This window comes from Kitasatospora sp. NPDC051702, from assembly GCF_040681575.1.
Taxonomy (GTDB): Bacteria; Actinomycetota; Actinomycetes; order Streptomycetales; family Streptomycetaceae; genus Kitasatospora.
In genome coordinates, this window is sequence record NZ_JBFAZB010000012.1 from 117,852 (window position 1) to 138,640 (window position 20,789).

Consider the following 20,789-nt stretch of genomic DNA (forward strand, 5'->3'; position numbering starts at 1 on the left):
GGCTACTCGGCGTCTCCGGTCGCCGGGACCGGCGCCGCAGCGCCCGGCCGTGCCGACTGGGCCGGGAGCCCGGGCGGAGCGGGCCGCTCCAGCTGCTCCAGGATCCGGCGGACCTCCTCGGCGGAGCCGCCCTCGACCACCACCGTGGCGCCGCCGCACTCGATCCGCACCCGCGGCCTCCCCCGGCGCGCGTCCCGCCAGGTCGCCACGGCGGTGACCAGGCCGGCCAGCGCGATGCCGTTGGCCAGCACCACGTTGACGACCTCCAGGACCTCCCCCATCCGGCCCTCCGCCGGATCGGCCGCCCCGGCCCGCACCTCACTGCCCCGCAGTTCGGGCTCCGCCAGCAGCCACCGGCGCAGCGAGCCCGCGGCCTCGGCCTGCTCGCCCTCCCGCCCGTCCCCCGCCGGCTCGACCGCGAGCGCGACCTCCACGCCCAACACCTCTCCCCCACAGCCCGGTTGTCCGCTTCAGCGTAGAGGAACCCCCGCCCGCCGGACCGCCCTTCACCGGATCCCGAACGACCGAAGGCCCCAGCCCCGCCGTCCCGGCCGATCCGGAGCGGAACGCATTCCCGTTGTGTACACATGGGACACTCGGTACTCTTGGGCGCATGACACAGCCGCTGCCCATAGAGTCCATCCGGGACGTGCGCGCCCACCTGGCGGAGGTCGTGGAGCGCGCGGACCGCGACGACGTGCCCACGGTCATCACCCGCCGGGGCAAGCAGGTCGCGGCCGTCGTCTCCATCGAGGTGCTGCGCAGGTACCAGGAGTGGGAAGAGCGCGAGATCAATCGGATCATCGACGAGCGCATGGCCACCCCGGCGCCCGGTATCCCGATCGAGGACATCATGAGGGAGACGCTGGCACGCGGTGAGTGAGTACCGGACCGTCTTCCGCCCCGAGGCGCAGGCCGAGCTCCGGAAGATCCCCCGCGACACGGCGCTGCGCATCCTGGCCAAGCTGACCGAGCTGGAGACCGACCCGCTCGGCTTCAACACGACCGCACTCGTGTCCCGGCCCGACCGACGCCGCCTGCGCGTCGGCGACTACCGCGTCGTCTACACGATCGACAACGGAGAGCTGGTGGTCTGGGTCGTCCACGTGGGACACCGGTCCACCGTCTACGAGACCTGATCACCGCCGGTCCCGCACCGGAACGTCCGGCACCCGTCCGGCGCGGGTGACGCCGAAGGGGCCGGACTCCACGGAGTCCGACCCCTTCCCACGTGCTGCCTGCGGCGGCAGCGACGTGCCGCCGTGCCGGCCGCTCAGACGTTGAAGCGGAACTCCACCACGTCGCCGTCCTGCATGACGTACTCCTTGCCCTCGATGCGGGCTTTGCCCTTGGAACGGGCCTCGGCGACGGAGCCGGTCTCGACGAGGTCGGCGAAGGAGATGACCTCGGCCTTGATGAAGCCCTTCTGGAAGTCGGTGTGGATGACACCGGCCGCCTCGGGGGCCGTGGCGCCCTTCTTGATGGTCCACGCGCGGGTCTCCTTGGGACCGGCGGTGAGGTAGGTCTGCAGGCCGAGGGTGTCGAAGCCGACCCGGGCGAGGGTGGCCAGGCCGGGCTCCTCCTGACCCATCGACTGGAGCAGCTCCAGCGCCTCGGCGTCGTCCAGCTCGATCAGCTCGGACTCGATCTTGGCGTTCAGGAAGATGGCCTCGGCCGGGGCGACCAGCGCGCGCTGGGCGTTCTTGAAGTCCTCGTCGGCCAGCTCCTCCTCGTCCACGTTGAAGACGTAGAGGAAGGGCTTGGCGGTCAGCAGGTGCAGCTCGCGGATCGGGGCGGTGTCGAAGCCGGCCTCGAAGAGGGTCTTGCCGGTCTCCAGGACGGCCTGCGCGGCCTCGGCGGCGGCCAGCACGGGGGCGGTGTCCTTCTTGAGGCGCGCCTCCTTCTGGAGCCGCGGCAGGACCTTCTCGATCGTCTGGAGGTCGGCCAGGATCAGCTCGGTGTGGATGGTCTCGATGTCGTCCTTGGGCGACACCTTGCCGTCCACGTGCACCACGTCCGGGTCGGTGAAGGCGCGCACGACCTGGCAGATCGCGTCGGACTCGCGGATGTTGGCGAGGAACTTGTTGCCCAGGCCCTCGCCCTCGCTGGCGCCGCGCACGATGCCGGCGATGTCGACGAAGTCGACGGTCGCCGGGAGGACGCGCTGGGAGCCGAAGATCTCGGCGAGCTTGGCCAGGCGCGCGTCCGGGACGCCGACGACGCCGACGTTCGGCTCGATGGTGGCGAACGGGTAGTTGGCCGCCAGCACGTCGTTCTTGGTCAGGGCGTTGAACAGGGTCGACTTGCCGACGTTCGGCAGGCCGACGATTCCGATCGTGAGCGACATGAAGCGCAGTCCCGTGGGCTTGGAGGAGTTGGGTCGGCACCGTACGGGCCGACCCCCAAGTCTACGGGCAGCTCCTCACCCCCCGGTCGCCGCCGGGAGGGGCTCGGGTCCGGTGGTCACGGTGCGCGGGCGGGGCCGGACGGATCGGGGCCCTGATCGACGGTCACATCAGTACCCGGTCCGGGGACACGGGACAAGACCTGAACGGTCCATTACACAGTGTGGCGATGATCGGACCGTACGTTGGGCGGGTGGAGCAGAGCATCCGTACCCAGCCGCCAGGGCCCAGACGCCGACCGCCGAACGGCGCGGCCGGGGCCGCCGTCCCCGGTCCAGGCCGGGCTCCCGAGACCTCCGGACCCCCCGGCGCCCCCGCCTCCCGGCTGCGCCCCGTGGCCGGCGCGCCCGCCGCGGGCCGCCCGGCCGCGCCCGGGCCGCGGTTGCGCCTGCCCCTGCGCGGGCGCTCCGCGCCCCGGCTGTACGGCCGCCGCCGGACGGGACGGCCGACCCGGCTGACGGCCGTCGGCACCGGCGTGGTCGCGGTGCTGGCCACGCTCGCGGTGGCCGGCCTGGACCGGCTGCTGTTCGACGGGCTCGGCTGGCTGTTCGGCCTGGGCTACCTGGTGGTCTGCTTCCAGCTGGCCGTCCGGGTGCGCTACGCCGACCTGCTGGCCGCGCCGATCAGCGGGCCGATCGCGTTCGCCCTGGCGCTGCTGGCGTTCGGGCCGGTCGGCTCCTCCGGGGTCACCGCCCAGGTGGTGGCGCTGGCGACCGGGCTGGCGCTGCGGGCCGGCTGGCTGTTCTCCGGCACCGGGCTGGCCGCGCTGATCGTGCTCGCCCGGTTCGTGGCCCAGCGCCGGATCCACCGCTCCCGCTGAGCCCGGCCCGCGGCTGCCGCGGGCCGGGCTCAGCCCGCCGCCCGGGCCGCCGCCATGGCGGCGCCGACGATGCCGGCGTCGTTGCGCAGCTCGGCGGGCACCACCCGGGCCTCCCGGTGGCGCAGCAGCGGCAGGAACTTCTCGTGCTTGCGGCTCACCCCGCCGCCGATCACGACCAGCTGCGGCGAGAACAGCATCTCGACCAGGTCCAGGTACTCGTCGACGCGCCCGGCCCACTGCTCCCAGTTCAGTCCGTGCCGCTCCTTGGCGGCCGAGGAGGCCCGGCGCTCGGCGTCCTTGCCGCGCAGTTCCAGGTGGCCCAGCTCGGTGTTGGGCACCAGCGCGCCGTCCACGAAGAGCGCGCTGCCGATGCCGGTGCCGAAGGTGAGGACCAGCACCACGCCCGACTGGTCGTGGCCGGCGCCGTGGGCCGTCTCGGCGATACCGGCCGCGTCGGCGTCGTTGAGCACCGTCGCCGGCAGGTCCAGCGCCTCGCGGAAGAGGCCCTCGGCGTCCAGGCCGATCCAGCCCTTGTCCACGTTGGCGGCGGTCCTGGTCCGGCCGCCGACCACCACGCCGGGGAAGGTCAGCCCGACCGGGCCCTGGTGGTCGAAGTGGCGGACCACCTCGCGGACGGCGGCGACCACGGCCTCGGGTGCGGACGGCTGCGGGGTGAGCACCTTGTGCCGCTCCTGGGCCAGTGCGCCGCGGCCGAGGTCGACCGGGGCGCCCTTGATGCCCGAACCGCCGATGTCCACGCCGAATACCGCCGTCATCACGACCACCCTCCACCCGTGGCGGCGGACCCGCTTGTCCACAGCCTGTGCACAAAGTTACGAGAGCGGGTTCGGCCGCGCACAGCGAAGGGACGGGTCCGGGACGCGACGGAGCCCGGCCCCCCTCGGGGTGCCGGGCTCCGTGCGGAGGCGGACTACAGCTTGCCGGCGGCCTCGGACCGCAGGTCGCGGCGCAGCTCCTTGGGCAGCGAGAAGGTGAGGTGCTCCTCGGCGGTCTTGACCGTCTCGACGGTGTCGTAACCGCGCGCGGCCAGCCACTCCAGGACGCCCTCGACGAGGATCTCCGGCACCGAGGCGCCGCTGGTCAGACCGACCGTGGTGACGCCCTCCAGCCAGGCCTCCTGGATCTCCTCGGCGAAGTCCACCAGGTGGGCGGCGCGGGCGCCGTACTCCAGGCCGACCTCGACGAGGCGGACGGAGTTGGAGGAGTTCCTGGAGCCGACCACGATCAGCAGGTCGGTGTCGGGCGCCATCTGCTTCACCGCGACCTGGCGGTTCTGGGTGGCGTAGCAGATGTCGTCGCTGGGCGGGCTGACCAGCGCCGGGAAGCGCTTCTTCAGCTCGCCGACGGTGGCCATGGTCTCGTCCACGGACAGCGTGGTCTGGGACAGCCAGACGACCTTGGACTCGTCCCGGACCCGGACGTTGGCGACGTCCTCGGCGCCGTCCACCAGGTGGATGCGGTCCGGCGCCTCGCCCATCGTCCCGACGACCTCCTCGTGGCCCTCGTGGCCGACCAGCAGGATGTCGAAGCCCTCGTCGGCGAAGCGCACGGCCTCCTTGTGCACCTTGGTGACCAGCGGGCAGGTGGCGTCGATGGTGGCGAGCTTGCCGGCCTTCGCCTCGTCGTGGACGGACGGGGCGACGCCGTGCGCGGAGAAGACGACGATCGAGCCCTCGGGCACCTCCTCCGTCTCGTCGACGAAGACGGCGCCCTTCTTCTCCAGGGTCTGCACCACGTACTTGTTGTGGACGATCTGCTTGCGGACGTAGATGGGTGCCCCGTACTGCTCCAGGGCCTTCTCAACGGCGATCACGGCGCGGTCGACACCCGCGCAGTAGCCCCGGGGGGCGGCGAGCAGGACACGGCGCTGCGCGGTGTTGGACATGGGTCCATCGTACGGGCGGCGGCGAGCCGCGCCGACGTGAGGCGCCTTCCGGACGGACCCGGTCGTCGGTGCTCAAATGTGGTGTCTATGAGCTCCACGAGTGATCAGGCGCCGCCGGGCGCCCTGCGGCGCAGCCTCGGCGTCCGCGACCTGGTGGTCTACGGCCTGCTGTTCATCGCCCCGATGGCCCCGGTCGGCGTGTTCGGCGTGCTCGACGCCAGGAGCCACGGGGCCGTCGCCGCGGTCTACCTGGTGGCGACGGTGGCGATGGGCCTGACCGCCTTCTCGTACGCCCAGATGGTGCGCGCGGTGCCGCAGACCGGCTCGGTGTTCGCCTACGCGCGGGCCGGGCTGGGCGAGGGGCCGGGGTTCATCGCCGGCTGGATGGCGATGCTCGACTACCTGCTGATCCCGGCGGTCGCCTACCTGTTCTCCGGCATCGCCCTGCACTCGCTGGTGCCCGGGGTCTCCCGGTGGGTCTGGACGGCGCTCGCGGTGCTGGTGACCACCGCGCTCAACCTGGTCGGGGTGCGGACGGCGGCGGTGGTCGGCTTCGCGGTGCTCGCGATGGAGCTGGCGGTGCTGGCCGTGTTCGTCGCCGCGGCCGTGGTGGCGCTGGTCCAGGACGGCCCCCGGCGGGGCTGGGACACCCCGTTCACGGCCGTCGGCGGCTTCTCGCTCGCCGCCGTGCTCTCCGCGGTGTCCGTCGCAGTGCTGTCCTACCTGGGCTTCGACGCGATCGCGACCTTCGTCGAGGAGGCGGTCGGCGCCTCGGCGGCCGTCGCCAGGGCGGTGCTCTGGTGCCTGGTCCTGGCCGGAGTGCTGTTCGCCGCGCAGACCTACCTGGCGGCGCTCCTGGAGCCGACGACCCCGCAGCAGCTGGCCGCCGACCCGGCGGCACAGGGCTCGGCCTTCTACGACACGGTGGAGAGCGGCGTCGGGCACTGGCTGCACGTCCTGGTGGCGGCCGGCAAGGCCGTCGGCGCGGCCTTCGCGGCCCTGGCCGGGCAGGCGGCCGCCGGGCGGCTGGTCTACGCGATGGCCCGGGACGGCCGGCTGCCGCGCGCCCTCGGCCCGGTCGACCCCGCCAGCGGCGTCCCGCGCCGGGCGCTGCTGACGGCCGCGGTGATCACCATGGTCGCGGCGGTCTGGGCGGCGAACCGGGACGACGGGCTGGACCAGCTGACGTCGGTGGTCAACGTGGGCGCGCTGACCGCCTTCGCGCTGCTGCACGCCTCGGTGATCGGCTGGTACACGGTGCGGCACGGCTCGCGCGACCGGCTGCGGCACCTGGTCGCCCCCGGGCTGGGGATCGCGGTGATCTGCGCGGTGGTCTACGAGGCCTCGGCGACCGCGCAGCTCGCCGCCCTGATCTGGCTGGCGGCCGGGCTGGTGGTGCTGGGCGTGCAGGGCTCCACCGGGTCGGGCGGGCCGGTCGGCGGCCACCGCTGAGCCCGCCCCGCCCGGCCGCCCCGGCACCGGCCGTCGGGCCATGGGCCTGTCCGACGGGACCGCTAGCCTCGTACGCATGGCCAACACCAGCTCCCCCGAAGCCCCGCTCCCGGTCGGCAAGGTCTCCGCGCTGATCGGCGGCTGGATCGACCGGCTCGGGGCGGTGTGGGTGGAGGGGCAGATCACCCAGCTGAGCCGCCGGCCCGGGGCGGGCGTGGTGTTCCTGACCCTGCGCGACCCGCAGGCGGACGTCTCGCTCACCGTGACCTGCTTCCGTTCGGTGTTCGACCAGGTCGCGGAGGTCGTGCAGGAGGGCGCGCGGGTCGTCGTGCACGCTAAGCCGGAGTGGTACGCGGCACGCGGGCAGCTGTCCCTGCGGGCCTCGGAGATCCGGCCGGTGGGGCTGGGCGAGCTGCTGGCCCGGCTGGAGCAGCTGAAGCGCAGGCTCGCCGGGGAGGGCCTGTTCGAGGCCGGGCGCAAGCGGCCGCTGCCGTTCCTGCCGCAGTGCGTCGGCCTGGTGACCGGGCGCGGCTCCGCGGCCGAGCGGGACGTGCTGGAGAACGCCCGGCGGCGCTGGCCGGCGGTCCGCTTCGAGGTGCGCAACGTCCCGGTGCAGGGGGTCAGCGCGGTGGAGCGGGTGAGCGCGGCCGTCCGGGAGCTGGACGAGCACCCCGACGTGGACGTGATCATCGTGGCGCGCGGCGGCGGCAGCGTCGAGGACCTGCTGCCGTTCTCGGACGAGGGGCTGGTGCGGCTGGTCGCGGCCGCCCGGACGCCGGTGGTCAGCGCGATCGGGCACGAGCCGGACCAGCCGCTGCTGGACTTCGTCGCCGACCTGCGGGCCTCGACCCCGACCGATGCCGCCAAACGGGTGGTTCCGGACGTCGGCGAGGAACTGGCCAAGGTCCGCCAGCTGCGGGACCGGGCCCGCCGACACGTCCTCGGCCGGGTCGACCGCGAGCAGCACGGGCTGGACGGCCTGCGCAGCCGCCCGGCGCTGGCCGCCCCGCAGCGGATGCTGGACGGGCGCGGCCAGGAGGTCGAGGCACTGCTGGAACGGGCTCGGCGCACCCTGCGCCACCGGCTGGACCACGCGCAGAGCGACCTCGGGCACACCCTCGCCCGGGTGGTGGCGCTCTCCCCGGCGGCCACCCTGGAGCGCGGCTACGCGGTGCTGCAGCGGGCGGACGGCACGGTGGTGACCGACCCGGGGCAGGTCGCGGCCGGCGAGGGGCTGCACGCCCGGGTGGCGGCCGGCTCCTTCGGGGTTCGCGTGGAGGCGCCCGCCGACGAGGACTGAGCCGGTCGGCCCGGCCCGCGGCCTCCGGTTCGTCCGGTGGCGGCCGTTCTGTCGGCGCCAGCCCCTACGCTGGCACGCATGGCAGATCAGCAGGAGCAGCAGGCCGCGGCGGCGCCGACCCCGGACGACGCGCTGGGCTACGAGCACGCCCGGGACGCGCTGCTGGACGTCGTCCGGCAGCTGGAGAACGGCGGGACGTCGCTGGAGGAGTCGCTGGCCCTGTGGGAGCGCGGCGAGCAGCTGGCGAAGGTCTGCCAGCGCTGGCTGGACGGCGCCCGGGCCAGGCTGGACGCCGCGCTGGCCGCCGAGGAGGGCGGGCCCGCGGCCGGGGAGTGACGCGGCTCACACCGCCCCGGGGAATCGTTGAACGTTCACCCATGTTGGGATGATGTGACCGGCTCCGGCCGGACACTCCGACGAACCCCTCCCGCATGAGGTGCAGACAAGCATGACCACCGAAGCCCTGGTACTCGACGCCGCCGCTCAGGACCTGCTGTTCCGCGAGGCCCGCACCGCGAACACCTTCACCGACGAGCCGGTCTCCGAGGAGCAGGTCCAGGCCATCTACGACCTGGTCAAGTTCGGCCCGACCGCCTTCAACCAGCAGCCGCTGCGCGTGGTCCTGGTCCGCTCGGCCGAGGGCCGCGAGCGCCTCGTCCAGCACCTCGCGGACGGCAACAAGGCCAAGACCGCCGCCGCCCCGCTGGTCGCCATCCTGGCCGTGGACAACGAGTTCCACGAGGAGCTGCCGACCCAGCTCCCGCACTTCCCGCAGGCCAAGGACGTGTTCTTCTCGGAGCGCAGCGTCCGCGAGCAGTCCGCCACCCTGAACGGCGCCCTGCAGGCCGCCTACTTCATCATCGGCGTGCGCGCCGCCGGCCTGGCCGCGGGCCCGATGACCGGCTTCGACGCCGAGGGCATCAACAAGGAGTTCTTCGGCGACGGCGAGCACTCGGTGCTGGCCGTGGTCAACATCGGCAAGCCGGGCGACGACGCCTGGTTCGCCCGTTCGCCGCGCCTCGCGTACGACCAGGTCGTCACCACGGTCTGATCCGCCGCACGCACGAGGGCCCGCACCGGTTCGTCCGGTGCGGGCCCTTCCGTGTGCGCACGGGGGCGCCGGGGGTCGCACGGGGGCCTGCGAGGGCGCCCGCCGGGGCGCACCCGGCCCCTCCGGGCCGGCCGCGGGGCCCCGCGGCTACTTGAGCGCCTGCGCCAGCTCGGCCAGCTCCTCGTAGGAGGCGGTGCCGGTGAGCACCGTGGTCGCGCCGTCGGACTGCACGACCAGCGCGCGGGACTTCTCGCCCTGCAGGCGCTCCCAGGTCCGCCCGGCCACCTCCGAGGTGCCGTCCGGCTTGGCGCCCGCGGCCTTCTCGCCGACCAGCGCGTCGCGCGGGACGTCGCTCTGCTCGACCGCCGCGTACTGGCCGGACGGCGTGACGAAGCCCAGGTGCCAGGCATTGCCCTGGCCCTTGCCGTTCGCGGCCGGCTGGTAGCCGACCGAGGTGGCCCGCCACTGGTCGGGGAGGCCCTCGGGCGAGAGCAGTCGGTAGGGCGCACCGCGCTTCGCGGAGGCCGCCGCCACCTTGTACTCGACCACGTGCACCGGGTCGCCGTCCGCGTCGTGCGGCAGGAACAGGTACCCCACCCAGACCACGACGCCGACGGCCAGCATCGACAGGACCATGTCCCGCACGGTCTGCCGGCCCCTCATGCCCTTGCTCTCTCCAGCCACCCCCACATGGTGACTCATCCACACACCGCCCCGGCCACCCGGGGTGCCCACGAACGGGTGAAGCGGGACGAACCGCCACCCTCCGCACCCGGGGGGCGACCCGCGCCACAGACAGTCATCTCGTGGGCAGATACGATCGCAGGACCCTCACCACGGCGTTCGACCAGGCAGTAGTCGGGCGCTCACTGGCCGTCGCGTACAGAGAGGTAACGACGATGACCACGCAGTACCCGCACCACCTTCCCAGCGCCCTTGAGGTCGCGCCGGAGGCTCCCGACCGGAACCTCGCGCTCGAACTCGTCCGGGTCACCGAGGCGGCCGCGATGGCCGCCGGCCGGTGGGTCGGCCGTGGCGACAAGAACGGCGCCGACGGCGCCGCAGTCAAGGCGATGCGCACCCTGGTCTCGACCGTCTCGATGAACGGCGTCGTCGTCATCGGCGAGGGCGAGAAGGACGAAGCCCCGATGCTCTACAACGGCGAGCGGGTCGGCGACGGCACCGGCGCCGAGTGCGACGTCGCGGTCGACCCGGTCGACGGCACGACGCTGACCGCCAAGGGCATGAACAACGCCGTCGCCGTCCTGGCCGTCGCCGACCGCGGCACCATGTTCGACCCCAGCGCCGTGTTCTACATGGACAAGCTGGTGGCCGGCCCCGAGGCCGCCGAGTTCGTCGACATCACCGCCCCGCCGGCCGTCAACATCCGCCGGGTCGCCAAGGCCAAGGGCAGCGCCGTCGAGGACGTCACGGTCGTCGTCCTCGACCGCCCCCGCCACGACGGCCTGGTCCGGGAGATCCGCGAGGCGGGCGCCCGGATCAAGTTCATCTCCGACGGCGACGTCGCCGGCGCCATCATGGCCGCCCGCGAGGGCACCGGCGTCGACCTGCTGATGGGCATCGGCGGCACCCCCGAGGGCATCATCGCGGCCTGCGCCATGAAGTGCATGGGCGGCGTGATCCAGGGCCGGCTGTGGCCCAAGGACGACGCCGAGCGGCAGAAGGCCCTCGACGCCGGCCACGACCTGGACCGGGTGCTCACCACCAACGACCTGGTCAGCGGCGAGAACGTGTTCTTCGTCGCCACCGGCATCACCGACGGCGAGCTGCTGCGCGGCGTGCACTACCGCTCGGAGACCGCCACCACCAGCTCGCTGGTGATGCGCTCCAAGAGCGGCACGATCCGCGAGATCAACTCCGTCCACAAGCTGTCGAAGCTGCGGGCCTACAGCGCGATCGACTTCGACCGCGCCAACTGAGACCCGGACGACCGCGACCGCGGCCCCGGCGGAATCCCCCTCCGCCGGGGCCGCGGCGCGTCCGGCCGCGATGCCCGCCCCGGGGCCCGGCCCGCGCCGTCAGCCGGCTATCCGCCGCTGCCCCGCCGCCACCCGCGAGGCCTCCCGCAGTTCGGCGTCCCGGCGCCGCCGCCGGGCCAGCACCACCCGCCGCTCGGCCGCCGTCAGCCCGCCCCAGACGCCGTACGGCTCCGGCTGGGCGAGCGCGTGCTCACGGCACTCCAGCAGCACCGGACAGCGGGCGCACACCTGCTTCGCCTGCTCCTCGCGCGACAGCCGCGCCGCCGTCGGCTCCTTCGAGGGCGCGAAGAACAGCCCGGCCTCGTCCCGCCGGCAGGCCGCCCCGGTGTGCCACGGGTTGTCCTCGCCCGACCCCGGACCGCCGGCCGGGCCGGGCCCGCCGGGGGACCCCGCGGCAAGGCCCTGGGAACCCGGCCCGCCCGGGGGCTGCGGCTGCCGCCTGGCCACCGGAGGTCGCTCCAGCAGCTGCGCGGCGGCGACGGGCGAGGTGGTGCGGGACTCGATCGGATGCAGCACGGCCGTACTCCTGACGAGACTCTCGGACACGGGGAAGCTCGCTCCCCTGCCCGGCTGCGAGCCCCCGCTGTCCAACCCCCGAACCGGCCGCTGGGCCGCCTCCGGTGTGCAGCCGTACAAGAAGCGATGTGCGGAAGGAACTACCCCGCCGGACGCGATTCATGCACACTGCACGCAATCGACTACACAGCGCACCCGGAGCAACGCCGAGCGACCGACCGGGAGTTGATTTCCGGTCGGGCGCCGAGTGGGACAACCCCGGCTATTCCGTGCCGAGTTGCTTGCGCACCCACTCCTTGAGCTTCTTGCCGCGCCGCGGCTTGGCCTCGCAACCACCGAAGATCGCAACGCCCTTGACCCGCACCACCGGCGCGTACGGATCCGCCGCCGTCTGCTCCCGGACGTCGAACCCGCCGAAGATGCCGACACCGCTGCCGTGCAGGCTCACGTTCTCCGGGACCCGGATCTCGACCCCGCCGAACAGCGCGGTCACCTCGATCTCCACCTCGGGCGACTCGAACACCGCGTCCGTCAGGTCGATCTCCACGCCGCCGAAGGCCGCGAAGGCCCTCAGGTGCGAACCCACCCGCCAGCGGCCCTTGCGGGAGGCTCCGCCGAAGACCGCCACCATCGACGGCGACTCCTGGCGCGCGGGCGGCAGCGCGGGGGCCACCGGGCGCGGTGCCGGGGCCTCCAGCGGGGGCTTCTCGAAGGACAGCGGCCGGTGGCCGGGGAGGTCCCGGGTGAGCGGCACCAGGTCGCCGAAGGTCTTGGCGGCGTACGCGGCCCCGATCCGCTCCGCGTGCTCCTCCGCGTCCAGCCGGCCCTCCGCGTAGGCGTCCCGCAGGAGCTCCGCGATCCGCTCGCGGTCGGCGTCGGACACCCGCAGGTCCGCCTGCGCGACGGGCGCGTGCAGCGCCTGGGGCTGGGATTGCGGCTGGGGTTGGGCCTGCGGCTGGGGCCGCGGGGCCGGCGCGCGGTCCGGCTGCGGCTCCGGTCGGGTCTCGGGCTTGGTCATCGGCACGGGCGCCGGCACCGGCGGCTGCCCCGGATCGTCCTGCGGCGGCGAGTTGTCCACGGCGCAAGCCTAGTCGCTCGCACTCCTGACCGAGTGAGCCCCGTCACGCAGGCTGCCCTGTCCGCATGCGACGCAAGGCCGGGTCCTACCCTGGATGGTGCTTCGCCGACGCAGCCGGATCACTGGAAACCTAAGGACCGCCCCCATGGCTCCCACGCCAGACTTCGAGTACAGCGACCTGCTCCCCCTGGGCGCTGACCCGACCCCGTACCGCAAGCTCACCTCCGAGGGTGTCTCCACCTTCGAGGCCGGCGGTCGCACCTTCCTCCAGGTCGAGCCCGAGGCGCTGCGGCTGCTCACCGCCGAGGCGATGCACGACATCTCGCACTACCTGCGCCCCGCCCACCTCGCCCAGCTGCGCCGCATCCTGGACGACCCGGAGGCCAGCCCCAACGACCGCTTCGTCGCGCTCGACCTGCTGAAGAACGTCAACATCTCGGCCGGCGGCATCCTCCCGATGTGCCAGGACACCGGCACCGCCATCGTCATGGGCAAGCGCGGCCAGAACGTGCTCACCGAGGGCGGCGACGAGTCCGCCATCGCGCGGGGCGTCTTCGACGCGTACACCAAGCTCAACCTGCGCTACTCCCAGATGGCCCCGGTGACCATGTGGGACGAGAAGAACACCGGCAACAACCTGCCGGCCCAGATCGAGCTGTACGCCACCGACGGCGACGCGTACAAGTTCCTCTTCATGGCCAAGGGCGGCGGCTCCGCCAACAAGTCGTACCTCTACCAGGAGACCAAGGCCATCCTGAACGAGGCGAGCATGCTCTCGTTCCTGGAGCAGAAGATCCGCTCCCTCGGCACCGCGGCCTGCCCGCCGTACCACCTGGCCATCGTGATCGGCGGCACCAGCGCCGAGTTCGCGCTCAAGACCGCCAAGTACGCCTCCGCGCACTACCTGGACAACCTGCCGACCGAGGGCGACGCCAGGACCGGGCACGGCTTCCGCGACCTGGAACTGGAGGCCAAGGTCACCGAGCTGACCCAGAAGATCGGCATCGGCGCCCAGTTCGGCGGCAAGTACTTCTGCCACGACGTGCGCGTCGTCCGCCTGCCGCGCCACGGCGCCTCGCTGCCGGTGGCCATGGCCGTCTCCTGCTCCGCCGACCGCCAGGCACTCGGCAAGATCACCGCCGAGGGCGTCTTCCTGGAGCAGCTGGAGACCGACCCGGCCAAGTACCTGCCGGACACCACCGACGAGCACCTCGACGACGACGTCGTGCGCATCGACCTCGACCAGCCGATGTCGGCGATCCGCGGCGAGCTGTCCAAGTACCCGGTCAAGACCCGGCTCTCGCTCACCGGCACCCTGGTCGTCGCCCGCGACATCGCGCACGCCAAGATCAAGGAGCGCCTGGACGCCGGCGAGGGCATGCCGAAGTACCTCCAGGACCACCCGGTCTACTACGCGGGCCCGGCCAAGACCCCCGAGGGCTACGCCTCCGGCTCCTTCGGCCCCACCACGGCCGGCCGGATGGACTCCTACGTCGACCAGTTCCAGGCCGCCGGCGGCTCCATGGTGATGCTCGCCAAGGGCAACCGCAGCAAGCAGGTCACCGACGCCTGCGCCCAGCACGGCGGCTTCTACCTCGGCTCCATCGGCGGCCCGGCCGCCCGCCTCGCCCAGGACTGCATCAAGAAGGTCGAGGTCCTGGAGTACGCCGAGCTCGGCATGGAGGCCGTCTGGCGCATCGAGGTCGAGGACTTCCCGGCCTTCATCGTCGTCGACGACAAGGGCAACGACTTCTTCCGGGAGACCACCGAGGGGCCGCTGATCACCAACCTGCGGGTCCGCTCCAAGGAGTAGCCCCCGCCCCGCCCCACCGCCGCCCCGGCCGCACCACGCGCCCGGGGCGGCGGCGTTCCGGGGGGCGAGCCGGTGCGGGCCGGTGCGGTGCGGGCCGGGGCGTCGGACGCGTTCGGGCCGGCGAGTTGGGCCGGGCCGGGGCCGCTCAGGCGTCGAAGTCGTACTCCAGGACGTAGGAGGCCGCGTCGAGGATCATCTCGTTGAGCTCGACGACCTGGCCCTCGTCGGCGAAGGCGGTCCGGCAGATCAGGATGACCGGGGTCCCGGCGGAGAGCTCCAGCCGGGCGCCCTCCTCGCCGCTGGGCATCCGGGAGCGGACCTCCTCCCGGAAGTGGACGGGCTTGGCGCCTATCTCGGCCAGGCGCGCGTAGGTGCCGCCCGGGCCGGTGTCCTCGCGGGTGATGGCCGTGCCGGCGACCAGCCCGGCCGGCAGGTAGGAGGTGGACAGCAGCACCGGCTTGCCGTCCAGGACGAAGCGGCGGTGCCGCACGCACATCGGCGCGCCGGGGTCCACCCCCAGCACCCCCGCCACGTGCTCGGGCGCGCCCAGTTCGGTGACCGACACCTGGTCGACCACCAGCGACCGGTTGTCGATGTCGGCCGACCATATCGACCGGCCCGACCCCCACTGCCCCTGCGCCAGCCGCTGGATCCCGCGCCGCCGCAGCGGCCGGAAGTCCCGCACGAAGACCCCGGCACCCCGGCGCGCCTCGGCGATGCCCTCGCTCTGCAGCACGCCCAGTGCCTGGCGGGCCGTCATCCGGGCGACGCCGTACTCGTCCATGAGGTCGTTCTCCCCCGGGAGCCGGTCCCCGGCCCGGTAGCGGCCGGTGCCGATGGCCGCCTTCAGCGAGTCGGCGATCCGCTGGTACTTGGGCTGCTTGTCGCCACTGCTGCCGGTCATCGCCGCTCCCTCTCCCTCGGACAAATCCTAGGCGCGCCCACGGCCGCCGGTAAGGAGATACGACCGTTGACATCTCTAGAGATATTAGCTTCTCTAGAGATGCTGGGTAGTCGCCGAGCAGCACCACACACGCACGGACAGCGACCAGGGGGCGGCCCCACCCGGCGCCGCACCCGCACCAGAGCAAGGGAGCAGTGCGGTGAGCACCCGTCAACGCGACGCCGCGGCCTACCGGCCGCACGTGGGTGAACTCGTCCTCGACCGGAGGACCGGACGCACCGGCATCTACATGGACACCCTCGGCGGAGAGCACTACCTGCGCCCCGAGACCGGCGGCTGCGAGTGGACCGCCGAACCGGGCCACCTCTCCCCCGCCCCCACGAGCCCACCCGCCACCGACGACCCCGACCCCGAGCCCGCGAGACGGCCGCCGGGCCGCGCGCCGGACCTCTCCGACAGCGCTCGGCTCCGCGCCTGCGCCTGAGATCACGATTCGCTGGAATTGCTCCGGAATCCGCTCAAACCAAGCATTTCGGACCTGGCAATCCCCGGTGAATCCGAAATTCCGGAACGCCCCGCCCACCCCCCGGCACGACACGGGAGGCGCTGGTCACCGGCCGGGCGCCAGGTGCCGGAATCGACCGTACCGCAGCGCCCAATCCCCCATTCCCCGGCATAACGACCGGCGCCCCCACCTTCGCGGCAAGCAAAGCGGGGGCGCCGTCCCAGTCGGATTGCGGCTGGCCGAGGATACCGGGGCAGACGGTTCTGCGGGTGCTTACGGGTGGCTGGAGATGATGCTCTCCGGCTCGTACTTCTTGCCCGGCTCGCCCGTCGTCGGCTCGGCGGGCTCCACCACGTGCTCGGCCTCGTCGCCGAACAGTTCGCCCTCGAGGGCCGCCTTCTGCTCGGGAGTGGGCTCGGTGTATCCGGTCGGGTTCGAGGAGGCGGTCACCGCGCCCTCGACAGCCTTGCCCGCCTCCACAGCAGCCTCCGGGGCCGAGGTCCGCGCCGCGTTGTCGGGCGTCGACGGCTCCGAGGTCTCGCTCTGGTTGTTGGCCATTGGGCGGCCGCCTTTCGGTCATCAAATGTGTTCAGCCCGACCTGCTTGGCGCGGGCGCGCGGACAGTATCGTAGGGTTGATTAAATGTCCGATAAACATCGTGCGGCTTGCAGTGCCATCCGGCAGAGTCGGGCGTCCGCCTAGGCTGAACCATCGCGGCGGACCGCCGAGCGCCCTTCGCGGAATCAACACCACAGGCCATCGGGGGACTTCATGGAGTTTCGGGAGACGCCGCCGGCACCTGCGCTGCGCTTCCAGGTCCTCGGCCCGGTCCAGGCCTGGCTCGACGACAAGCCCGTCTCCCTCGGCTCCCCGCAACAACAAGCCGTTCTGAGCACGCTCCTCCTCCACGCCGGGCGCCCGGTCACCACGCAGGACCTCGTCGACGCGCTCTGGGGCGACCGCCCGCCGGCACAGGCCGTGGCCGCGCTCCGCACCTACGTCTCCCGGCTGCGGGCCGTCATCGAGCCGCGCCGCGAAGTACGGGCGCCCGCCGAGCTCCTGGTCTCGGTCGCGGACGGATACGCCCTGCGGATCCCCGGCGAAGCAGTCGATCTGACGGTCTTCGAACGGCTCTCCGCCGAGGCGACGTCCGCCCGGGCCGCCGGCAACAAGTCCGAGGCCCACCGCCTGCTGGTCCAGGCCCTCGGCCTGTTCAGCGGCCGCCCGCTCACGGGCATCCCGGGACCCTACGCCGAGAGCCAGCGGCTGCGACTGGCCGAACGTCAGGTCGCCGCGTCCGAGGACCTGTGCGCCGCCGCCCTCGACATCGGGCTGCACGCCGAGATCGTCGGCGAGCTCAACGGCCTGACCGCCGAACACCCCCTGCGCGAGCGACTCCGTGAACTGCTCATGCTGGCGCTGTACCGCTGCGGGCGGCAGGCCGAGGCCCTGGGCGTCTACACCGACACGCGGAAGCTGCTCATCGACGAGCTGGGCGTGGAACCCGGCGCCGGCCTGTCGGCCATGCACGCGCGCATCCTCGCCGCCGATCCCGCGCTGGCACTCCCAGTCTCGACGGCCGACGGGGCGGCCCGCGAGGAGAGCCCGGCCGGACCACCGGCACCGGCGCAACTCCCCGCCGATGTCTCGGACTTCAGCGGGCGGACCGATCTGGTGTCCGACCTCTCCACCGTCCTGATGAACGCCACCGGCCAGGCGGTGCTGGTGACCTCCCTGGCAGGAATCGGCGGAGTCGGGAAGACCACGCTCGCCGTCCACGTCGCCCACCGCGTCAGGTCCGACTTCCCGGACGGGCAGCTGTACGTCGACCTGCGCGGAGCCGGCGCCTCCCCGGCCGACCCCGTCGTCGTCCTGGGCGACTTCCTCCACGCGCTCGGGGTCACCGAGAACCCCGACTCACTCGAACAACGAGCAGCCCTCTACCGGTCGCAGCTCGCCGGCCGACGCATGCTCATCCTGCTGGACAACGCGCGGGACGCCGAGCAGATCCGGCCCCTCATCCCCGGCGTCTCCGGCTGTGCGGTGCTCGCCACCAGCAGGTCCCGGCTGGCCGGGATCCCCGGGGCGCAGCTGTTCGACGTCGAGGAGCTGACTCCTGAAGAGGCACTGTCGCTGTTCTCCGCCATCGTCGGGGAACAACGGGTGGCCGCCGAACCGGAGGCGGCCATGGCGGTCGTCACCGCCTGCGGGTTCCTTCCGCTCGCGGTCCGGATCGCCGCAGCACGGTTGGCCAGTCGCCCCCGGTGGAGCGTTTCCGACCTGGCTCGGCTGTTAGCCGACCAGCGCAGGCGCCTGGACGAACTGCAACTCGGCAACCTCGCCGTGGAGACCACGATCGGGCTCGGGTACGGACAGCTCTCCGTTCCCGAGGCCCGGGCCTTTCGGCTGCTCTCCCTGATCGACGCGCCCGACATACCCCTCGCGGCAGCCGCGGCGTTGCTCGGCGTGGACGAGGACACCGCCGAGGACCTCACCGAAGCACTGGTCGAAGCCAACATGCTGGAGTGCTTCACGCCCGGCCGCTACCGGTACCACGACCTCCTCCGGCTCTACGCCCAGCGGCAGAACGAGCGGATCGGGGACTCCGGGGACCAGGAGCAGGCCGTCCTCCGGCTCCTCGACCTGCTGATCCCGACCGTCCACAACGCCGCCCAGGCCATCGAGCCGGACGACCCGCTGCCGGAACTGCTCACCACCCTCGTCTCACCGGGGCTCAGCCTCCCGACCGGCGCGTCCGCTCAGGACTGGCTCCGTACGGAGGGCGCCCTGCTGCTCAGCGCCATCGAAGCCGCCGCCAACGGGCCCGTCGCCCTGCAGCGGTCGGCGATCGACCTGCTGATCCTCCTCTACGGACTCGGCCCCGACCCGACGCACGGCCCCCGGGTCCGGCGGATCCTGGAGATCACGGGCGGCGACTCGGAGCTGCGCGACGACGCGGCCGCGCTCGCCCGGGTGCACTTCGCGCTCGGCACGCTGCAGTCGGTGACCAGCGACTTCCACGGCGCCGAGCAGTCCCTCCTCCGGAGCCTCGGCTTCCAGGCCCCGGACGACGCGACCGTCCTCCGCCTGGCCACGGCCAACACGCTCGGGTGGATCCTCAGCGTCGGCAACCGCACGGCCGAGGCCCTGCCGTTCCTCGAACAGGCCCTCGCCATCAGCCGGATCGTCGGCACGGCGATCGGCGAGGCCAGACTGATCAGCAACATCGCCCGGGTGCAGAACCGGCTGGGCATGACGGAGACGGCGATCCAGTCCGCGACCGACGGCGTCGCCGCAGCCCGGAAGTCCGAGAACGGCCCCTGCCTCGCCCACACCCTCTACCAGCTCGGGGTGGTGCTCACCGCCGGTGACGCCGTACCGCACCTGCGCGAGGCCCACCAGCTGTACCGGTCCCAGCAGAACGTCCTCTGGGAGGGGTACACACTGGCCCGGCTCTCCTCCGCCCTCCTCTCCGCACGTCAGCACGCGGAGGCGGCCGAGGCGGCCGAGGAGTCACTCGCGATCGGCCGGGAGATGGATTCCGCCTACTGCCAGGGCCTGGCGAACGCCGCGCTCGGCGAGGCGCTGCTGGCGCTCGCGCAGCCCGCGCGCGGGCTGGCGTGTCTGCAGGAGGCGCACGCGATCTTCACGCGGCTCGGTGTGCCTGAGGCCTCCCCCGTGGCGGCCCTCATCGAACGACAGCACACCGAGCCCCTCCCTTCCCCTCCCCCCGCGCCGTAGGCCTCCGCCCCCCAGCGGAGTTCCTCCCCCGATCCGCGCGTCGGCGCTCCCGCAGCCCCCCGGCTGCGGGAGCGCCCTCAACGCTTCCCCGGCGCTGGACTCCACTCTGCACCGGGGCGATTGACGTTCGATAAACGTCCGATTGTCAGCCTGCGGATCGGCGGCATCGCAGGTCAGCGGCCTCACCACGGCGCGCCATGCGGCGTGCGGCGCCGGTCCGCACCACCCTGGCCCGCACCGTCGTGCTTCCGCAAGCCCGTCCACACCGGCCCAAGCATGACGAGTTGGCCGGAAAGGGACCCCATGGCACGGTGATCGCGCATATTCTCGGATGCCAGTACACACACGAGTGTCTGCCGACACCGTGTGGGCCGGCGAGGCAGGGCGGGCGCCGGGGCGGACGGCGGCCCGGACCCGTGCGGCCGCGTGCAGCCGCCCGGAGGCCACGGGTGGAAGGGTGCCTCTCAATCGTGACGACCGGACAGATATCCGACGCGTTCCCCGTCGACGAGGACGCGGGTGACGACGATCCCGACCTGCGGCGGCGCCGGGCCGCGCGGGCCCTCCAGGCGGTCGCCTTCGACACCATCGGAGCCGGGTACGGCGACGCCTTCCCGGCGAAGGACGGCCAGTTGGCCTGCGGGCAGCGGCTGCTGGCCGAGCTCGAACCGGGCGCCCCGGTCCTGGACGTCGGCTGCGGGACGGGTGAGCCGACGGTCCGCCAGCTCACCGCCGGCGGCCTGCGGGTCACCGGGGTGGACCTCTCGGACGTGATGCTCACCCTGGCCGCGGAGGCCCGATACCCCGGCGAGCACCCGCCGGTGTTCCATCGCATCGACCTCTTCGATCTGGCCACCGAGCGCGCCGAGCGGGTCTGGGGCGCCCCCGGGCTGGGGCCCTCGGGCCGGGGCGGGTTCGCCGCCGTCACCGCGTTCTTCTCGCTGATCCTGCTGCCCCAGGACGAGATCCCGACGGTGCTCGGGCGGCTGCGCGAACTCCTGCGGCCGGGCGGCCTGCTGGCGCTCGGCATGGTCGAGGCCGACCTGGATCACGTTCCGCTTCCGTTCCTTGGCAGAGAGCTGCGGATCAGTGGGTATCTGAGGGAGGATCTGGAGCGGGTTCTGGTCGCGGCGGGCTTCTCCGTCGAGGAGTGCTCGGGGCACCCGTACGCGCCGGCCAGTACCACGCTGCCGCCGGAGGAACAGCTGTTCCTGTGCTGTCGACGCGTCGGCTGATCGACCGCGGGACCAGGAAAGCCAGCCAGCACCACACCTCACAGCACCCCTCGAGTCCAGGAC

21 protein-coding genes are annotated in these 20,789 nt (G+C 73.0%); 12 read left to right on the plus strand and 9 right to left on the minus strand.

Annotated features, from left to right (window positions below; all coding sequences use genetic code 11):
- Positions 1-2: 2 nt before the first annotated feature.
- The gene (locus AB0N04_RS13490; RefSeq protein ID WP_360210844.1) at positions 3-434 is read right to left on the minus strand and encodes a hypothetical protein; all 432 of its coding nucleotides are present in this window, start codon (positions 432-434) and stop codon (positions 3-5) included.
- A 179-nt stretch (positions 435-613) separates the two neighbouring features.
- Between AB0N04_RS13490 and AB0N04_RS13495 the strand changes: the two genes are divergently transcribed.
- Complete coding sequence (locus tag AB0N04_RS13495; RefSeq protein ID WP_360210846.1) at positions 614-883, plus strand: type II toxin-antitoxin system Phd/YefM family antitoxin; 270 nt, start codon at positions 614-616, stop codon at positions 881-883.
- Complete coding sequence (locus AB0N04_RS13500; RefSeq protein ID WP_360210848.1) at positions 876-1,139, plus strand: type II toxin-antitoxin system RelE/ParE family toxin; 264 nt, start codon at positions 876-878, stop codon at positions 1,137-1,139. The genes AB0N04_RS13495 and AB0N04_RS13500 overlap by 8 nt, the downstream gene beginning before the upstream one ends.
- Before the next feature lie 134 nt (positions 1,140-1,273).
- On the opposite strand, the gene ychF is transcribed toward AB0N04_RS13500, so the two are convergent.
- The gene (gene ychF, locus AB0N04_RS13505; protein ID WP_360210850.1) at positions 1,274-2,347 is read right to left on the minus strand and encodes a redox-regulated ATPase YchF; all 1,074 of its coding nucleotides are present in this window, start codon (positions 2,345-2,347) and stop codon (positions 1,274-1,276) included.
- Between the two features lie 392 nt (positions 2,348-2,739).
- On the opposite strand from ychF, the gene AB0N04_RS13510 reads away from it, so the two are divergent.
- On the plus strand, positions 2,740-3,225 hold the full coding sequence (locus AB0N04_RS13510; RefSeq protein WP_360210852.1) for a DUF6542 domain-containing protein: 486 nt from the start codon (positions 2,740-2,742) through the stop codon (positions 3,223-3,225).
- 29 nt (positions 3,226-3,254) lie between these two features.
- On the opposite strand, the gene ppgK is transcribed toward AB0N04_RS13510, so the two are convergent.
- Positions 3,255-4,001, minus strand: a complete 747-nt coding sequence (gene ppgK, locus AB0N04_RS13515) for a polyphosphate--glucose phosphotransferase (protein ID WP_360210854.1) — start codon at positions 3,999-4,001, stop codon at positions 3,255-3,257.
- A 155-nt stretch (positions 4,002-4,156) separates the two neighbouring features.
- Positions 4,157-5,131 (minus strand): 4-hydroxy-3-methylbut-2-enyl diphosphate reductase, encoded by a 975-nt coding sequence (locus AB0N04_RS13520; protein ID WP_360210856.1) that lies wholly within the window; start codon positions 5,129-5,131, stop codon positions 4,157-4,159.
- A gap of 87 nt (positions 5,132-5,218) precedes the next feature.
- On the opposite strand from AB0N04_RS13520, the gene AB0N04_RS13525 reads away from it, so the two are divergent.
- The 4 genes from AB0N04_RS13525 (at position 5,219) to AB0N04_RS13540 (ending at position 8,934) form a co-directional block, all read left to right on the plus strand.
- Positions 5,219-6,583: an APC family permease gene (locus AB0N04_RS13525; RefSeq protein ID WP_360210858.1), complete on the plus strand. Its 1,365-nt coding sequence runs from the start codon at positions 5,219-5,221 to the stop codon at positions 6,581-6,583.
- 76 nt (positions 6,584-6,659) lie between these two features.
- Entirely contained in the window at positions 6,660-7,883 is a 1,224-nt protein-coding gene (gene xseA, locus AB0N04_RS13530; RefSeq protein WP_360210860.1) for an exodeoxyribonuclease VII large subunit, read from the plus strand.
- 78 nt (positions 7,884-7,961) lie between these two features.
- Positions 7,962-8,219 (plus strand): exodeoxyribonuclease VII small subunit, encoded by a 258-nt coding sequence (locus AB0N04_RS13535; protein WP_360210862.1) that lies wholly within the window; start codon positions 7,962-7,964, stop codon positions 8,217-8,219.
- A 112-nt stretch (positions 8,220-8,331) separates the two neighbouring features.
- Entirely contained in the window at positions 8,332-8,934 is a 603-nt protein-coding gene (locus AB0N04_RS13540; protein WP_360210864.1) for a malonic semialdehyde reductase, read from the plus strand.
- A gap of 147 nt (positions 8,935-9,081) precedes the next feature.
- On the opposite strand, the gene AB0N04_RS13545 is transcribed toward AB0N04_RS13540, so the two are convergent.
- Positions 9,082-9,618, minus strand: a complete 537-nt coding sequence (locus AB0N04_RS13545) for a DUF4245 domain-containing protein (protein ID WP_360210866.1) — start codon at positions 9,616-9,618, stop codon at positions 9,082-9,084.
- Between the two features lie 215 nt (positions 9,619-9,833).
- Between AB0N04_RS13545 and glpX the strand changes: the two genes are divergently transcribed.
- Complete coding sequence (gene glpX / locus AB0N04_RS13550) at positions 9,834-10,874, plus strand: class II fructose-bisphosphatase (RefSeq protein ID WP_360210868.1); 1,041 nt, start codon at positions 9,834-9,836, stop codon at positions 10,872-10,874.
- A gap of 99 nt (positions 10,875-10,973) precedes the next feature.
- Here glpX and AB0N04_RS13555 read toward each other — a convergent pair whose 3' ends face one another.
- Both AB0N04_RS13555 and AB0N04_RS13560 read right to left on the minus strand, forming a co-directional pair.
- Positions 10,974-11,450: a WhiB family transcriptional regulator gene (locus tag AB0N04_RS13555; protein ID WP_360210870.1), complete on the minus strand. Its 477-nt coding sequence runs from the start codon at positions 11,448-11,450 to the stop codon at positions 10,974-10,976.
- Between the two features lie 262 nt (positions 11,451-11,712).
- Entirely contained in the window at positions 11,713-12,528 is an 816-nt protein-coding gene (locus tag AB0N04_RS13560) for a DUF1707 domain-containing protein (protein ID WP_360210872.1), read from the minus strand.
- 145 nt (positions 12,529-12,673) lie between these two features.
- Here AB0N04_RS13560 and AB0N04_RS13565 point away from each other — a divergent pair, with 145 nt between their 5' ends.
- On the plus strand, positions 12,674-14,341 hold the full coding sequence (locus tag AB0N04_RS13565; protein ID WP_360210874.1) for a fumarate hydratase: 1,668 nt from the start codon (positions 12,674-12,676) through the stop codon (positions 14,339-14,341).
- 145 nt (positions 14,342-14,486) lie between these two features.
- Here AB0N04_RS13565 and AB0N04_RS13570 read toward each other — a convergent pair whose 3' ends face one another.
- Complete coding sequence (locus AB0N04_RS13570; protein WP_360210876.1) at positions 14,487-15,245, minus strand: GntR family transcriptional regulator; 759 nt, start codon at positions 15,243-15,245, stop codon at positions 14,487-14,489.
- Between the two features lie 199 nt (positions 15,246-15,444).
- On the opposite strand from AB0N04_RS13570, the gene AB0N04_RS13575 reads away from it, so the two are divergent.
- Positions 15,445-15,729 carry a hypothetical protein gene (locus tag AB0N04_RS13575; protein ID WP_360210878.1) on the plus strand — a complete coding sequence of 95 codons (285 nt, stop codon included), beginning with the start codon at positions 15,445-15,447 and terminating at the stop codon, positions 15,727-15,729.
- Positions 15,730-16,023: 294 nt separating this feature from the next.
- On the opposite strand, the gene AB0N04_RS13580 is transcribed toward AB0N04_RS13575, so the two are convergent.
- A complete protein-coding gene (locus AB0N04_RS13580) occupies positions 16,024-16,308 on the minus strand; it encodes a hypothetical protein (RefSeq protein ID WP_360210880.1) in 285 nt (94 codons plus the stop codon).
- Positions 16,309-16,521: 213 nt separating this feature from the next.
- Here AB0N04_RS13580 and AB0N04_RS13585 point away from each other — a divergent pair, with 213 nt between their 5' ends.
- Together AB0N04_RS13585 and AB0N04_RS13590 are read left to right on the plus strand one after the other, a co-directional pair.
- Positions 16,522-19,491, plus strand: coding sequence for a BTAD domain-containing putative transcriptional regulator (locus AB0N04_RS13585; RefSeq protein ID WP_360210882.1), 2,970 nt, complete (start codon positions 16,522-16,524; stop codon positions 19,489-19,491).
- Between the two features lie 536 nt (positions 19,492-20,027).
- Entirely contained in the window at positions 20,028-20,726 is a 699-nt protein-coding gene (locus tag AB0N04_RS13590) for a class I SAM-dependent methyltransferase (protein WP_360210972.1), read from the plus strand.
- Positions 20,727-20,789 lie beyond the last annotated feature (63 nt).

Bases quoted from the DNA above. Each gene is read 5' to 3' on its own strand.
- AB0N04_RS13580 (WP_360210880.1), bottom strand. From the start codon at position 16,308: ATGGCCAACAACCAGAGCGAGACCTCGGAGCCGTCGACGCCCGACAAC.
- ychF (WP_360210850.1), bottom strand. From the start codon at position 2,347: ATGTCGCTCACGATCGGAATCGTCGGCCTGCCGAACGTCGGCAAGTCG.
- AB0N04_RS13570 (WP_360210876.1), bottom strand. From the start codon at position 15,245: ATGACCGGCAGCAGTGGCGACAAGCAGCCCAAGTACCAGCGGATCGCC.
- xseA (WP_360210860.1), top strand. From the start codon at position 6,660: ATGGCCAACACCAGCTCCCCCGAAGCCCCGCTCCCGGTCGGCAAGGTC.
- AB0N04_RS13585 (WP_360210882.1), top strand. From the start codon at position 16,522: ATGGAGTTTCGGGAGACGCCGCCGGCACCTGCGCTGCGCTTCCAGGTC.
- AB0N04_RS13520 (WP_360210856.1), bottom strand. From the start codon at position 5,131: ATGTCCAACACCGCGCAGCGCCGTGTCCTGCTCGCCGCCCCCCGGGGC.
- AB0N04_RS13495 (WP_360210846.1), top strand. From the start codon at position 614: ATGACACAGCCGCTGCCCATAGAGTCCATCCGGGACGTGCGCGCCCAC.
- ppgK (WP_360210854.1), bottom strand. From the start codon at position 4,001: ATGACGGCGGTATTCGGCGTGGACATCGGCGGTTCGGGCATCAAGGGC.
- AB0N04_RS13535 (WP_360210862.1), top strand. From the start codon at position 7,962: ATGGCAGATCAGCAGGAGCAGCAGGCCGCGGCGGCGCCGACCCCGGAC.
- glpX (WP_360210868.1), top strand. From the start codon at position 9,834: ATGACCACGCAGTACCCGCACCACCTTCCCAGCGCCCTTGAGGTCGCG.
- AB0N04_RS13525 (WP_360210858.1), top strand. From the start codon at position 5,219: ATGAGCTCCACGAGTGATCAGGCGCCGCCGGGCGCCCTGCGGCGCAGC.
- AB0N04_RS13540 (WP_360210864.1), top strand. From the start codon at position 8,332: ATGACCACCGAAGCCCTGGTACTCGACGCCGCCGCTCAGGACCTGCTG.
- AB0N04_RS13565 (WP_360210874.1), top strand. From the start codon at position 12,674: ATGGCTCCCACGCCAGACTTCGAGTACAGCGACCTGCTCCCCCTGGGC.